The organism is Streptomyces swartbergensis, assembly GCF_002148965.1.
GTDB lineage: Bacteria > Actinomycetota > Actinomycetes > Streptomycetales > Streptomycetaceae > Streptomyces > Streptomyces swartbergensis.
On record NZ_NGFN01000251.1, the window covers coordinates 1 to 13,173 of the forward strand.

A 13,173-nucleotide genomic window follows, 5' to 3' on the forward strand; every position below is an offset into this window, starting at 1 on the left:
GCCCCGGTGCGGCCGCGGGTGCGGTGGGCGGCGGCGGGGGCGGAGCGGCGTTCTGGCGGCGCGGGTGGCTGTAGTCGATCGGGCCGCCCGTGGTGGGCGTGGACGACTGGGTGACGGCGTCGGGGTCCGGCGCCGGGCCGGGATACGACGGCGTCTTCGGCGCGGGCTGCCCCGGCCCGCCGGGTGTCTGACCGCCGTACGGCGACGTCGGTGGCGCCTGGCCCGGCTGAGGCGCGGTGCCACCCTGGTCCGGGCCGAGGGCCGGGGCCGCCGCCTGCCGGGAGCGGTCGCCGTCCGCCGTGCGCGGCGGCGGCACCTGCACCGAGCGGGCCAGCCCCTGGGCCACCGCGTCGTCGATGCGGCCGGCGAGCTGGTGGGCCTCGGGCAGCCCCTGGTCGGTGAGGAGGTCGGCGAGACCGCCCGCGTAGCCCTGGCCGACAGCGCGCACCTTCCAGGCGCCCTGCCGCCGGTAGAGCTCCAGGGCGACGACCGCCGACTCGGCTTCCAGGCCGGTGATGGTGTAGCTGGCGATCTCGACGCCGTCGAGGCCGGTGACGGCGACGAACGGGGCGGCCACGGCGCCGAAGCGGACCGGGCCCGCCCCGGCGGCGGGCAGGGCGAGCAGCACGCCGACCCGGTGGACGGTCTCCGGCACGGCGTCCAGGTCCACCGCGAGGCGATGGTCGGCGGCGGCCTGCCGAGAGACCTCGAGGCCCGGCTGGGTGGGTGCGCCCGGGTGGGCGACCCACTCCACGCCGTGGATCCGGCCGTTCTCGTCGCTGAGCGCGGCCGCGGCCACGATCGGCGTGCCGGCCGAGACCCGGATCTCGAGACGGGCCTGGGAGAGCGGGTGGTTCTGCCCCCGCACCAGCTCGGCCGTCATCGCCCTCTCCCCCTGTGTCGTTGTGTGGTGTCGTGTGCCGCTACCGGCCCGCCCCGGCCGGTTCCCCCCGGCCTCAGAGGACGGGCAGGATCGCCGGCATCAGGTCCTGGAAGGTACGGCCGTTGGCCGGGTTGCCGAGGGCCGTCAGCGTCCAGCCCGGGCCCGAGCGGTGCACCTTGGCCATGATCTGGGCCGTGTACTGGCCGCCGCCGGCCAGGGTGTAGCGGGCGAGCTCCTGACCGTTGGTCTCGTCGACCAGACGGCAGAACGCGTTCTGCACCTCCTGGAACGTCTGACCCGTGAAGGAGTTCACGGTGAAGACGATCTGGTCGATGTGGACCGGGACGCGCGACAGGTCGACGAGGATCGCCTCGTCGTCGCCGCCCTGGCCGACACCGCCGACGAGGTTGTCACCGGTGTGGCGCACCGAGCCGTCGTCGCTCACCAGGTGGCGGAAGAAGACGACGTCGACCGGCTGCTTGTCGGCGAACAGAACGGCCGAGGCGTCGAGGTCGACCTCTCGCGTACGCGAGCCGAACAGGCCGCGCCGGGGAGCCGCCTGCCAGCCGAGACCCATGCGCACCGCGGTCAGGCTGCCGCCGTCGTTCTTCTGCAGACTGATGGCCTGACCCTTGGTCATGTTGACGGTCACGCGCTGATCCCCTCTCGGACGTCCCCTGTTGCCGCGCAGCCGCGGTTGATCAGAACACTACGCAGGGGCACTGACAGTGACGTACCCCGGTCCGCACTTTGTGTCGGTCTTGCAACACTGCGCGTACGCGGTCCGCCGTCAGGCCAGGCCCGCCTCCTTCATCTGGCGCAGTTCCTTCTTCATCTCGGAGACCTCGTCGCGCAGCCGGGCGGCGATCTCGAACTGGAGGTCCGCAGCGGCGGCCCGCATGCGTGCGGTGAGTTCCTCGATCTGCTCGCTGAGTTCGGCCGCGGGGCGGTCGGTCGGCACCGTCTCCTTGGCCTTGCCCCTGCCCTTGCCCGGCTTGGCGCTCTCGGCCGCCCTGCTCAAGGAGGGCACGGGCGCCTTGGTGCCCCCGCCGTCCTTCTTCGCCTTGCGGTAGCCCGAGCCGAGCAGCTGCTCGGTGTCGATGTCCTCACGGGCGATCTGCGCGACGATGTCGTTGATCTTCTTCCGGAGCGGCTGGGGGTCGAGGCCCCGCTCCTTGTTGTACGCGACCTGCTTCTCCCGGCGCCGGTTGGTCTCGTCGATGGCCTTCGCCATCGCCGGGGTGATCTTGTCGGCGTACATGTGGACCTGGCCGGAGACGTTGCGCGCGGCGCGGCCGATGGTCTGGATCAGGGAGGTGCCGGAGCGCAGGAAGCCCTCCTTGTCGGCGTCCAGGATCGCCACCAGGGACACCTCGGGCAGGTCGAGGCCCTCCCGCAGGAGGTTGATGCCGACCAGCACGTCGTACTCGCCGGCGCGCAGCTCACGCAGGAGTTCGACGCGGCGCAAAGTGTCGACGTCGCTGTGCAGATAGCGCACCTGGATGCCCAGCTCCAGGAAGTAGTCCGTGAGGTCCTCGGCCATCTTCTTGGTCAGTGTGGTGACCAGGACGCGCTCGTCCTTCTCGGTGCGCTGCCGGATCTCGTGCACCAGGTCGTCGATCTGGCCCTCGGTGGGCTTGACGACGACTTCCGGGTCGACGAGACCGGTGGGGCGGATGATCTGCTCCACGACTCCGTCCGAGCGGGAGAGCTCGTAGGCCCCGGGGGTCGCCGACAGATAGACCGTCTGGCCGATGCGCTCCTGGAACTCCTCCCACTTCAGGGGACGGTTGTCCAGGGCGGAGGGCAGCCGGAAGCCGTGGTCGACGAGGGTGCGCTTGCGGGAGGCGTCGCCCTCGTACATGGCGCCGATCTGCGGGACCGTGACGTGCGACTCGTCGATGACGAGGAGGAAGTCGTCCGGGAAGTAGTCCAGCAGGGTGTTGGGCGGGGAGCCGGGCAGGCGGCCGTCGAAGTGCATCGAGTAGTTCTCCACGCCGGAGCAGGATCCGATCTGGCGGAGCATCTCGATGTCGTAGGTCGTGCGCATCCTGAGGCGCTGGGCCTCCAGGAGCTTGCCCTGCTTCTCCAGCTCGGCGAGGCGCTCGCCCAGCTCCTTCTCGATGTCGTTGATGGCCCGCTCCAGGCGCTCGGGCCCTGCGACGTAGTGAGAGGCCGGGAAGACGTACAGCTGCTGGTCTTCGCTGATGATCTCGCCGGTGACCGGGTGCAGCGTGGACAGCGCCTCGATCTCGTCGCCGAACATCTCGATGCGGACGGCCAGCTCCTCGTAGACCGGGAAGATCTCGATGGTGTCGCCCCGGACGCGGAAGGTGCCGCGGGTGAAGGCCATGTCGTTGCGCGTGTACTGGATGTCCACGAAGCGGCGCAGCAACTCGTCGCGGTCGTGCTCCTCGCCGACGCGGAGGGGGACCATGCGGTCCACGTACTCCTGCGGCGTACCGAGGCCGTAGATGCAGGAGACCGAGGCGACCACGACTACGTCGCGGCGGGTGAGCAGCGAGTTGGTCGCGGAGTGGCGCAGGCGCTCGACCTCCTCGTTGATCGAGGAGTCCTTCTCGATGTAGGTGTCCGACTGCGGGACGTAGGCCTCGGGCTGGTAGTAGTCGTAGTACGAGACGAAGTACTCGACCGCGTTGTTCGGGAGCAGCTCTCGGAACTCGTTCGCCAGCTGCGCGGCCAGCGTCTTGTTCGGCGCCATCACGAGCGTGGGGCGCTGGAGCTTCTCGATCATCCACGCGGTGGTGGCGGACTTGCCGGTGCCGGTCGCGCCCAGCAGGACGACGTCCTTCTCGCCTGCCTGGATGCGCTGGGCGAGTTCGGCGATGGCCGTCGGCTGGTCGCCGCTCGGCTGGTAGGGGCTGACGACCTCGAAGGGCGCCACCGTGCGTTCGATGTGGGAAACGGGCCGCATGGGATCCACCGTACGACCCCGCACTGACAACGGGCTCCGATCAGCGGTTCTGCGGGGTTCGGGGGCCGCGGTACTCCACGGTGCGGCGGGGGCGGAGCCGCAGACGCTGCGGGTTGTGGGCGGTGTGGGCCGGGATGCCGGGCCTCTGCTCGACGGCGACGACCGTGGGCTTCCCCATGATCATCAGCGGGTCGAACATCACCACGACGCCCGCGAGGAGGAGGAAGGCGAGCGGGCCGATCAGCATGGGTGCGAGGAGGGCCGCCGGCGACTCGCCCGCGGTGGGTTCGGCCGTGCCGTGCAGGTGGACGCTGAGGGCGGCCATGCCGGTGTAGTGCATGCCGCTGACGGCGAGCCCCATGACGAGGCTGGCGCCCACGCTCCACAGGAGGCCCCTGACCTGGCCGGCCGCCCACAGGGCGGCGGTGGCGGCGGCCATGGCGATCGCCACGGAGATGCCGACGGTGAGCGTGTTGTACTCCAGCTTCCCGTCCAGGCTCATGCTGGCCATGCCGAGGTAGTGCATCGACGCGATGCCCAGGCCGGTGATGGTGCCGCCGGTGAACAGGGCCGTTCCGCGGGCTCCCTTGTAGCCGACGATGAAGATCCCGATGCCCACCATCACGATCGCGACGGCCAGGCTCGCGAAGGTCATCGGCTTGTCGTAGTGGATCGGGGTCCCGCGGATCGTGAACCCCATCATCGCGATGAAGTGCATGGTCCATATCCCGGAGCCGATGGCCGCCGAGCCGAGGGCGAGCCAGCCTGGGCGCCAGGACTGGGCGACGAGCATGGACCTGGTGGTGCAGCGCAGGCCCAGGGCGCCGCCGAGGCAGGCCATGAGATAGGCCACCAGGGGTGTGACCAGGCCGTAGCTGAATCCGTCGACCGTGCCCTGCATGCGCGGCTGCCCTTCCCGCCCTTTGCGTCCCGGAATTCCTGATTGCGCCCCCTCACAGGACCGCAGGCAGCGGTCAGGGTGGACGCAGAGAGTATGACCCCCACCGGAACGGTCGAACGACTTTCCGGCAAAGAAACACGCCCTTGCCGCAGTTGTGCGGTACCAGTGAGCGGAATTGGGTCCTCTCCATTCAACCTGTGGTCATCCTGTACCCCTCTCGTGTTGACCCTCTGCTGTCACAGTTGAGCTGTCTGTGAAGCCGTGATCGCTCGACGCGAGGAGTACGTATGCACGCGCGCGCTGTTGCCGCCTCGACCACCGCGCTCCTGGGGACCGTCGCCCTCCTGTTCCCCGTCTCCCCGGCGCGGGCCGTCGGCGGCGGTTGGCCGCTGGTCATCGCCCACCGGGGGGCCTCCGCGTACGCGCCCGAGAACACCCTGGCCGCCGTGGACAAGGCGGCCGAGCTGGGCATCCGCTGGGTGGAGAACGACGTGCAGCGGACCAGGGACGGCGAGCTCGTCGTCCTCCACGACGACAACCTGCGGCGCACCACCGACGTCGAGGAGGTCTTCCCCGACCGGGCTCCCTGGAAGGTGAAGGACTTCACCGCCGCCGAGATCGCCCGTCTCGACGCGGGCAGCTGGTTCGGCCCCGCGTACGCGGGCGCGCGCGTGCCGACGCTGGAACAGTTCGTGAACCGCGTCGAGCGTCATCACCAGAAGCTTCTCCTGGAGATCAAGAACCCGGAGCTGTATCCGGGCATCGAGCGGCAGACGCTCAAGGTCCTCGGCAACGAGGGCTGGCTGGACCGGTCGCACCTGGCGGGCCGACTGATCGTGCAGGGCTTCAGCGCGGACAGCGTGCGGACGGTGCACGAGCTGAAGCCCGCCGTGAAGACCGGCTTCCTGGGCACGCCGCCCGTGTCGGATCTGCCGGGCTACGCCGGTTTCGCCGACCAGATCAACCCGTCGTACGGCTCGCTCTCCACGGCGTACGTGGCCTCCGTCCAGGCGTTCACCGGACCGCACGGCAGGCCGCTGGAGGTCTTCACCTGGACGGTCGACGACGCGGCGACGGCCCAGCGGGTCGCCGGGTACGGGGTCGACGGGATCATCACGAACAAGCCGGATGTGGTGCGGGAGGCCGTGGACGGGTGAGGCCGGGCCCGGATGCCGGTGGGCGGTCCGTCCGGCCGGGGCGGCGTCAGGTGGTGGGTTGTACGGCCGGGCCGCGTTGTCAGTGGTCGGTCGTACGGTGGGCGCATGGACAGCCATGGGCAGGGTGAGCAGCGGGTCGTGTGGGGCGTCGTCGACAGCGACATCGGCCCGCTGTTGCTGGCGGCGACCCGCGAGGGCCTGGTCAACGTGGTGTTCCACGCCACGGACGCGGTGCGGGACCGGGCGGTCGAGCGGCTGGCGTCACGGCTCGGCACCGAACCCGTCGAGGCGCCCGGCTCCCCGCTGCTGACCGAGGCGATACATCAGGTCGTGGCGTACTTCGCGGGTGAGCGCCGGGACTTCGACCTGCCGCTGGACTGGTCGCTGATCTCCGGGTTCAACCGGGAGGTCCTGCGCGAGCTGGCATCCGGTGTGCCGTACGGCACGGTCGTCGGGTACGGCGATCTGGCCGGGCGGGTCGGGCAGCCGGGCGCCGCCCAGGCCGTGGGCATGGCGATGGGCGCCAACCCGCTGCCGGTGGTGGTGCCCTGTCACCGGGTCGTCGAGAGCGGCGGCGGCATCGGCGGCTTCGGGGGCGGGCTGGAGACCAAGCGGAGGCTGCTCGCCCTCGAAGGGGTGCTGCCCGAGCCGCTGTTCTGAGGCCCTGGCCTGGTCAGGCGTAGTGCCGCGCCTCGAAGACGTTGCCGTCCGGGTCGCGGAAGTAGAAGCTGCGCGTGGCCTTGCCCCGGGCCCCGAAGGAGTCGTACGAGAGGTCCGACAGCGGTACGGAGCGTTCCTCCAGGCGGCTGAGAAGGGCGTCGAAGTCGCCTCGGGGCAGTGACAGGCAGACGTGGTTGACGGGGTGCCCCGCGCTGTCGGCGGCGCCGGGCAGCATCGTCATGCGTTCCGCGAAGGTCAGCGGCATGAGGTCGAGGATGGTCTCGTCGTTGACGCGTACGGAGGGGAACGGCACCTCACCGGCGGCGAACTCGGTGAGCCTGATCGTCTCCAGGCCGACGGCCTTCTCGTAGAAGTCGGCGGCGGCGATCGGGTCGCGCACCCAGAGGACGACGTGGTCGAGTCGTGGTGTGTTGTCCGTCATGCATCCCAGGCTGGTGACCTCGCCGACAGCCCGCAAGGGTTTGGCCCGGCGCGCCGCCCGCCAGAGATGAGGGAAGACCGACCGACAGGAGGCAGGCGCGTGGTGCTGGTGGTGTCAGAAGAAGTGCGGGAGGCGATCGACGCGCGTCGGCCCGTGGTGGCCCTGGAGTCCACGATCATCGCCCACGGACTGCCGCGGCCGCGCAACCTCCAGGTGGCGCTGGAGCTGGAGACGGCCGTGCGACAGGAGGGCGCGGTGCCCGCGACGATCGCCGTGCTGGACGGGCGGCCCCATGTCGGGCTGGACAAGGAGCAGCTGGAGCGGGTCGCGAACGAGGACGGCATCCGCAAGCTGGGCCACCGCGACCTGCCGCTCGCGACGGCCTCCGGGGCGAGCGGGGCGACCACGGTGTCGGCGACGGCGCTGCTGGCGGCGCTGGCGGGCGTACGCGTGTTCGCGACGGGGGGACTCGGCGGGGTACACCGGGAGTGGACGGTGACGCAGGACGAGTCGGCCGACCTGGGGTTGCTGGCTCGGACGCGGATCACCGTGGTGTGTGCCGGGGTGAAGTCGATCCTCAACGTCCCGGCGACCTTGCAGCGGCTGGAGACGCTGGGTGTCGCGGTGGCCGGTTACGGCACGGACCGGTTCCCCGGCTTCTACCTGTCCGACTCGGGTCATCCGGTGGACTGGACGCTGCGGACGCCGGAGCAGGTGGCGGGCGTCATGCGGGCCCAGGACGACCTCGCCGGGCCGGAGTCGGCGCTGATCGTCGCCAACCCCGTGCCCGAGGCGGAGCAGCTCGATCCGGAGCTGCACGCGCGCGTGCTCGCGGAGGCGCTGCACGCGTGCGAGGAGGAGGGAATCACCGGCCAGGCGGTCACGCCCTTCCTGCTCGACTACCTCGTGCGGCACACCGACGGCGCCTCCCTGAGCGCCAATCTGGCGGCGGTCCGCGGCAACGTACGCCTGGCGGCGCGGATCGCGGCGGCCTGGGCACGGGGATGACCGGCGCCGGGGCCGACCGCGGTGCGGCGGGCAGAGCCTGCTCGGCGGAGAGCGGAGCCGGGCCATCGGAGGTGGCGGCGGACTCGGCGAAGAGCGGGACACGCTCGGCGAAGGGCGCAGCCCGCCCACCCGAGGCCGCGGCGGGCTCGGCAGCAGGCGGGACGCGCTCGGCGGCACGTCGAACCGGCCCCGTGGAGGTCACAGCGGGCTCGACGGAGAGCGAAGCCCGGCCATCGGACGTGGCAGCGGGCTCGGCAGAGAACGCAGCCGGACCATCCGAGGTGGCAACGGGCTCGGCAGCAGGCAGGACGCGCTCGGCGGCACGTCGAACCGGCCCCGTGGAGGTCACAGCGGGCTCGACGGGGAGCGAAGCCCGGCCATCGGACGTGGCGGCGGGCTCGGCAGAGAGCGGAACCGCTCCAGCGGAGGTCGCCGCGCACTCGGCGGACGGCGGTGCGCTGCTGGTCGTCGGGGACGTCATCACGGATGTCGTCGCGCGGCACGAGGGGCCGCTCGCGGCCGGTACGGACACGGCAGCCACGATCCGGACGGTGCCGGGCGGGGCGGGCGCCAACGTCGCGTGCTGGGCCGCGCACGAGGGCGCGGCGGAGGTGCGGCTGCTCGGGCGCGTGGGGGCGGAGGCCGCTGCCTGGCACGAGCGTGAGCTGGTGGCCCACGGCGTGCGTCCGCGGCTCGTCGTCGACCCGCAGGCGCCGACCGGCACGGTGATCTGCCTGGTGGACGGGGGCGCTTCGGCGGAGCGGACGTTCCTCACCGACAGCGGCGCGTCGTTGCGGCTCGAACCCGCCGACTGGTCCGACACGCTGCTCGACGGCGTGGCCCGGCTGCACCTGTCGGGCTATCTCCTGTTCTCCGAACCGAGTCGCGCCCTGGTGACGGTGGCCCTCGAAGCCGCACGCACGCGTGGCGTGCCGGTGAGTCTGGACCCCGCGTCGGCCGGTTTCCTCGGGGAGCTGGGCGCCGGGCGGTTCCTCGCGCTCGTCGAGGGCGTGGACGTGCTGCTGCCCAGCCGGGACGAGGCGTGCTTGCTGACGGGGCTGACCGACGCGGCCGACGCGGCGGCCGAGCTGAGCCTGCGTGTTCCGATGGTGGTCGCCAAGCAGGGGCACGAGGGCGCGCTCGTGGCCCGGTCCGGGAAGGTGTGCGCCCGCGTACCCGCCGTACCGGCGACGCCACGGGACACCACGGGCGCCGGTGACGCCTTCACCGGCGCGTTCCTCGCCGCCCTGCTCGCGGGTGCCGGGCCGGAGGACGCGGCGGCGGAGGGCTGCCGGGCGGGTGCCAGGGCGGTGGAACGGGTGGGCGGCAGACCGCCCCTGCCCGGCTGATGCCCGATGCCCCGCACGCCCCTGGCTACTGCTTGCGTCCCCACGCCGAGATCATCGGAGCCGTCGTCAGGTCCAGGACGCCGGACGTGACGTTCGCGAGATGCCGGTCGATGTCCTGGTCCGTGGCGAGGCCCGCGCTGACCAACTGGTCGCGGATCTGACGGATCGTGACGGACTCCAGGGCGGCGCAGGCCGGCGAGCCGACGGGGAAGTAGGCGTCGGCATGCACACGGGTCACGCCGGCCTCCCGGAGCAGCCGCGGGAGGATGCGGCCGCAGGGGAGGTCGGTCCCGCGGTCGGCGAGCAGGCTGCGGAAGGCGTGCCGCAACCGGTTCGCGAGCTGCTGCTCGGGGCCGTACTCGTCGGGGCAGAGCAGCGGCTGAAGGGCGGGGTCGGCGTCCTCGACCAGGATGCGCCCGCCGGGGCGCAGCGCCTGGACCATGGACCGCAACGCCTGTGCCCGGTCGGTCACGTAGACCAGGGCGAGACGGGCGTGCACCAGGTCGAAGCCCTCCCCCGGCGGCTCCTGGGCGCCGAGGTCGTGCACGCGCACCTCGACGGGCTGCCGGGCAGCGGGGGCGAGCCGTGAGGTGTCGGTGGCGGTCGCGACGACGCGTCCGGTCGGGCCGACCTTCTTCGCCAGCCAGGACACCACGGAGGTGCCGCCGGCTCCGACCTCCCAGCACCGCCAGCCGGATCCGATGCCGAGCGCTTCGAGATGCCGGAACGTCGTGGGGTCGAAGAGAGCGGCGAAGGCGCTGAAGTGCTCTGCCGCCTCGGTCTGTCGGTTGTCGAGGAGGTACCCATCGGTTCGCGTCATGCCGCGATCATCCCAGTTGCCCGACTTGTCCGCGACGGTCGACGCTCCGGTACGAAGAGTCGACGCTCCCGGGACGAGACCCACACGGCCCCAGACGAAAACCGCAAAAGCCGCACGGCCCCGTACGGAGAACCGCGCGGCCCCCGCACGCGTCGATATCTCAGGACGACGGAACCAGCGGAAGCCCTGCGGACCCGGCAGGGGCCCTACAAACCCGGCGGGAGCCCTACGGACCCGGCGGGAGCCTGCGCCCCGGCGGGACCCCTTCGCCCCGGCGAGAGCCTCTCGGTCATGGCCGGGAACCACCTCGTCCACAGCCGGGAACAAAGCGGAACGGGCCGTTTCCACAGGCTTACTCGCAGCTCACGTCGGCCTGGCAGACTGACGAGCCAAGGCGCGGGACGGCGCGCGGAGCTCCACGCAAGGAGATGCAGATGTCCATGGCAGGGAATCTGCGGAAGGTCACGAGCCTCGGCGGGGTCGGCGGCCTCCGCAAGGTGGCTCGGCTGGCTCGACGGCGCCCGCGCGTCGACCTGAGCCACCCCGCCCGCTCCCCGCTGGGCTCCTCGGTGGTGAACTGCGTGACGTACCGGGACGGTGTCCGCACCTCTGCGCGCGGCGATCTGGTGGACGCCGTGGAGTCGGTGCGCAAGAAGGGCGAGGGTTTCGTCTGGCTCGGCCTGCACGAACCGACGGACCGGGAGTTCGCGGGCATTGCCGAGCTCTTCGACCTGCACCCCCTGGCCGTGGAGGACGCCGTCGAGGCCCACCAGCGCCCCAAGCTGGAGCACTACGACGAGACGCTCTTCGCGGTGTTCAAAACGGTCTGCTACGTCGAGCACGAGGAACTCACGGCCACCAGCGAGGTGGTGAACACCGGCGAAATCATGGTCTTCGTCGGCAAGGACTTCGTGATCACGGTGCGGCACGGCCGGCACGGCTCGCTGGGCCCGCTGCGCGAGGAGCTGGAGTCCGATCCCCACCAATTGGCGAAAGGCCCGTCCGCGGTGCTGCACGCGATCGCGGACCATGTGGTGGACGACTACCTGACCGTCACGGACTCGGTGCACGCGGACATCGACCAGGTCGAGACGGACGTGTTCGCGGAGACCGGCGCGCGGGTGGACCCGGGGCGCATCTACCAGCTCAAGCGTGAACTCCTGGAGCTGAAGCGGGCGGTGGCGCCGCTCAGCCGGCCGCTGGAGGATCTCGCCACACGGCCGATCCGGGCGGTCGACCCGGAGATACAGGCCTACTTCCGCGATGTCTCGGACCACCTGCTGCGGGCGAAGGAGCAGATCGCCGCCTTCGACGAACTGCTCAACTCCATCCTCCAGGCGCACCTCGCGCAGGTCACGGTCGCCCAGAACGAGGACATGCGGAAGATCACGGCATGGGCCGCGATCATCGCCGTGCCGACGATGGTCTGCGGGGTGTACGGCATGAACTTCGACCACATGCCGGAGCTGCACTGGCGATACGGCTACGGCATGGTCATCGGCGTCATATCCGTCGCGTGCCTGACGCTGTACCGCGGGTTCCGGCGCAGCGGCTGGCTCTGACGAGGGCCGTGCCCCGCGTGGTCGGGGTGAGGTGACGCGCGGTCAGCCCGGGGTGGTCCTGGCGTAGACGCTCTCGGCCCATGAGGCGATCTGGTCGCCCGCCAGATGCCGGGCCAGGTCGGCTTCGCTGATCATGCCGACCAGGCGCTTGTCCCGGATGACGGGCAGCCGGCGGATCTGGTGCTCCTGCATCTCGTGGAGCACCTCGCCGACATCGGCGTCCGCGTCGATCCAGCGAGGCGTGCCCTTGGCCATCTCGCCCGCGGTGACCTCGGCGGGGTCGTGGCCCAGGGCGACGCAGCCGACGACGATGTCGCGGTCGGTGAGGATGCCGCACAGCCGCTCGTTCTCGTCGCTGATGGGCAGGGAGCCGACGTTCAGTTCGCGCATGAGCTGGGCCGCGCGGTCGAGGGTTTCGTGGGCGGGGATCCACTGGGCGCCGCGGTGCATGATGTCTCCGGCGGTGGTCATGACGTCCTCCCGGTGCCGGACGGCCGGCGCGGCGCGGGAGGCACCGCGAGTCCCGGCGCCCTTCATTCTCGCCGCGTCACCCGGCGCCCGCACACGGAACAGCGCTCCGGGCGCGCGGCAGCTCGACCAGCATCGGGATGCGACCCGGCAGCGGCTCACCCGCTCCACGCCGGATGGCGCGGATCATCGGCCCGTACCAGGACGTCGGCCGTGCCCGCCGGGTCGGTCTCCTGCTCGTAGCGCTCGAAGGCCGGCAGGGTCCAGTGCTCGGCCTCGGGCGTGCGGCGGCGCAGGGCGCCCGGGGAGAGCAGGACATGAACGCTCAGATCGAAGGGGAACCAATGCCGAAGGAGGAAGGGCCCGTGCAGCAACAGCACACCACCGAGCGGGAGTTGTACATAGGGGCTGCGGGTCGCCCGGTCTGCGGCCGGGTCCCACAGGTCCGGCAGGACGCGGCCGTCGCCGCCGGCTTCGAGAGGGCCGAAGACCTCGCGCCACAGGGCGCTGGTGTCGTGCCAGCCGCTGTAGTAGGACTCCACGTCCTGGTGGCCGTACTCCAGTCGCACGGAGGCGGGGCGCAGGAAGCCCTCCGTGCCCACGACGAGCGAGGAGCGGCCGCGTATGCGCAGCGCCTCGGAGACACGCTGGGCGAGGTCCCCCGGGCTGGCGGCCGGGGCGCCGTCGAAGGCGACGCGCGGCCAGGGACTGCCGTCGGCGGGCTTCAGGTCGAGCAGGCGCTCGGCGAGCAGGTCGCCGAGCCGGTCCCAGGTGATCGCTTCGAGTCGCACACGGCCCATGATGCGCCAGGCCGCGGCAGGACGTGTCAGGCCGGCGGGCGCCACAGACATCGGGGAGGGCGCGGCAGATCGCGAGGCGCCGCGATCGCCCGGGTCTCCTCCGGCGGATGCAGTGCGCGCCGCCGCCGGCGGGAATGAACCCCCTATGGTCCATGAACCCCCTGTGGTCCCGGAACCCCGTACGGCCC

The 13,173-nt window shown here is 71.6% G+C and carries 13 protein-coding genes; 5 read left to right on the forward strand and 8 right to left on the reverse strand.

Annotation, left to right across the window (positions count from 1 at the left end; genetic code table 11):
• From CA983_RS30780 to CA983_RS30795, 4 genes are all read right to left on the reverse strand, one after another.
• A partial coding sequence (locus CA983_RS30780) for a TerD family protein (RefSeq protein WP_208637079.1) occupies nt 1–883 on the reverse strand: 883 nt, incomplete at its 3' end.
• Nucleotides 884–956: 73 nt separating this feature from the next.
• Nucleotides 957–1,535, reverse strand: coding sequence for a TerD family protein (locus CA983_RS30785; protein WP_059422155.1), 579 nt, complete (start codon nt 1,533–1,535; stop codon nt 957–959).
• 138 nt (nt 1,536–1,673) lie between these two features.
• Nucleotides 1,674–3,818 carry an excinuclease ABC subunit UvrB gene (uvrB, locus tag CA983_RS30790; RefSeq protein WP_086604093.1) on the reverse strand — a complete coding sequence of 715 codons (2,145 nt, stop codon included), beginning with the start codon at nt 3,816–3,818 and terminating at the stop codon, nt 1,674–1,676.
• A 40-nt stretch (nt 3,819–3,858) separates the two neighbouring features.
• Nucleotides 3,859–4,719: an MHYT domain-containing protein gene (locus CA983_RS30795; protein ID WP_086604094.1), complete on the reverse strand. Its 861-nt coding sequence runs from the start codon at nt 4,717–4,719 to the stop codon at nt 3,859–3,861.
• A gap of 287 nt (nt 4,720–5,006) precedes the next feature.
• Here CA983_RS30795 and CA983_RS30800 point away from each other — a divergent pair, with 287 nt between their 5' ends.
• Both CA983_RS30800 and CA983_RS30805 read left to right on the forward strand, forming a co-directional pair.
• The gene (locus tag CA983_RS30800; protein WP_086604095.1) at nt 5,007–5,876 is read left to right on the forward strand and encodes a glycerophosphodiester phosphodiesterase; all 870 of its coding nucleotides are present in this window, start codon (nt 5,007–5,009) and stop codon (nt 5,874–5,876) included.
• A gap of 105 nt (nt 5,877–5,981) precedes the next feature.
• Nucleotides 5,982–6,536, forward strand: a complete 555-nt coding sequence (locus tag CA983_RS30805) for a methylated-DNA--[protein]-cysteine S-methyltransferase (RefSeq protein ID WP_086604096.1) — start codon at nt 5,982–5,984, stop codon at nt 6,534–6,536.
• Between the two features lie 13 nt (nt 6,537–6,549).
• On the opposite strand, the gene CA983_RS30810 is transcribed toward CA983_RS30805, so the two are convergent.
• Nucleotides 6,550–6,978: a VOC family protein gene (locus CA983_RS30810; protein ID WP_086604097.1), complete on the reverse strand. Its 429-nt coding sequence runs from the start codon at nt 6,976–6,978 to the stop codon at nt 6,550–6,552.
• A 102-nt stretch (nt 6,979–7,080) separates the two neighbouring features.
• Here CA983_RS30810 and CA983_RS30815 point away from each other — a divergent pair, with 102 nt between their 5' ends.
• Both CA983_RS30815 and CA983_RS30820 read left to right on the forward strand, forming a co-directional pair.
• The gene (locus tag CA983_RS30815) at nt 7,081–7,986 is read left to right on the forward strand and encodes a pseudouridine-5'-phosphate glycosidase (protein WP_086604100.1); all 906 of its coding nucleotides are present in this window, start codon (nt 7,081–7,083) and stop codon (nt 7,984–7,986) included.
• 458 nt (nt 7,987–8,444) lie between these two features.
• Nucleotides 8,445–9,335, forward strand: coding sequence for a carbohydrate kinase family protein (locus CA983_RS30820; protein ID WP_086604101.1), 891 nt, complete (start codon nt 8,445–8,447; stop codon nt 9,333–9,335).
• A gap of 25 nt (nt 9,336–9,360) precedes the next feature.
• Here the strand turns inward: CA983_RS30820 and CA983_RS30825 are convergent, their stop codons facing one another.
• A complete protein-coding gene (locus CA983_RS30825; protein WP_086604098.1) occupies nt 9,361–10,155 on the reverse strand; it encodes a methyltransferase in 795 nt (264 codons plus the stop codon).
• 434 nt (nt 10,156–10,589) lie between these two features.
• Between CA983_RS30825 and corA the strand changes: the two genes are divergently transcribed.
• Complete coding sequence (gene corA / locus CA983_RS30830; RefSeq protein WP_086604099.1) at nt 10,590–11,717, forward strand: magnesium/cobalt transporter CorA; 1,128 nt, start codon at nt 10,590–10,592, stop codon at nt 11,715–11,717.
• A gap of 42 nt (nt 11,718–11,759) precedes the next feature.
• Here the strand turns inward: corA and CA983_RS30835 are convergent, their stop codons facing one another.
• Together CA983_RS30835 and CA983_RS30840 are read right to left on the reverse strand one after the other, a co-directional pair.
• Nucleotides 11,760–12,188 (reverse strand): CBS domain-containing protein, encoded by a 429-nt coding sequence (locus CA983_RS30835; protein WP_086604102.1) that lies wholly within the window; start codon nt 12,186–12,188, stop codon nt 11,760–11,762.
• A 155-nt stretch (nt 12,189–12,343) separates the two neighbouring features.
• The gene (locus tag CA983_RS30840; RefSeq protein WP_086604103.1) at nt 12,344–12,976 is read right to left on the reverse strand and encodes a nucleoside/nucleotide kinase family protein; all 633 of its coding nucleotides are present in this window, start codon (nt 12,974–12,976) and stop codon (nt 12,344–12,346) included.
• Between the last annotated feature and the right edge of the window lie 197 nt (nt 12,977–13,173).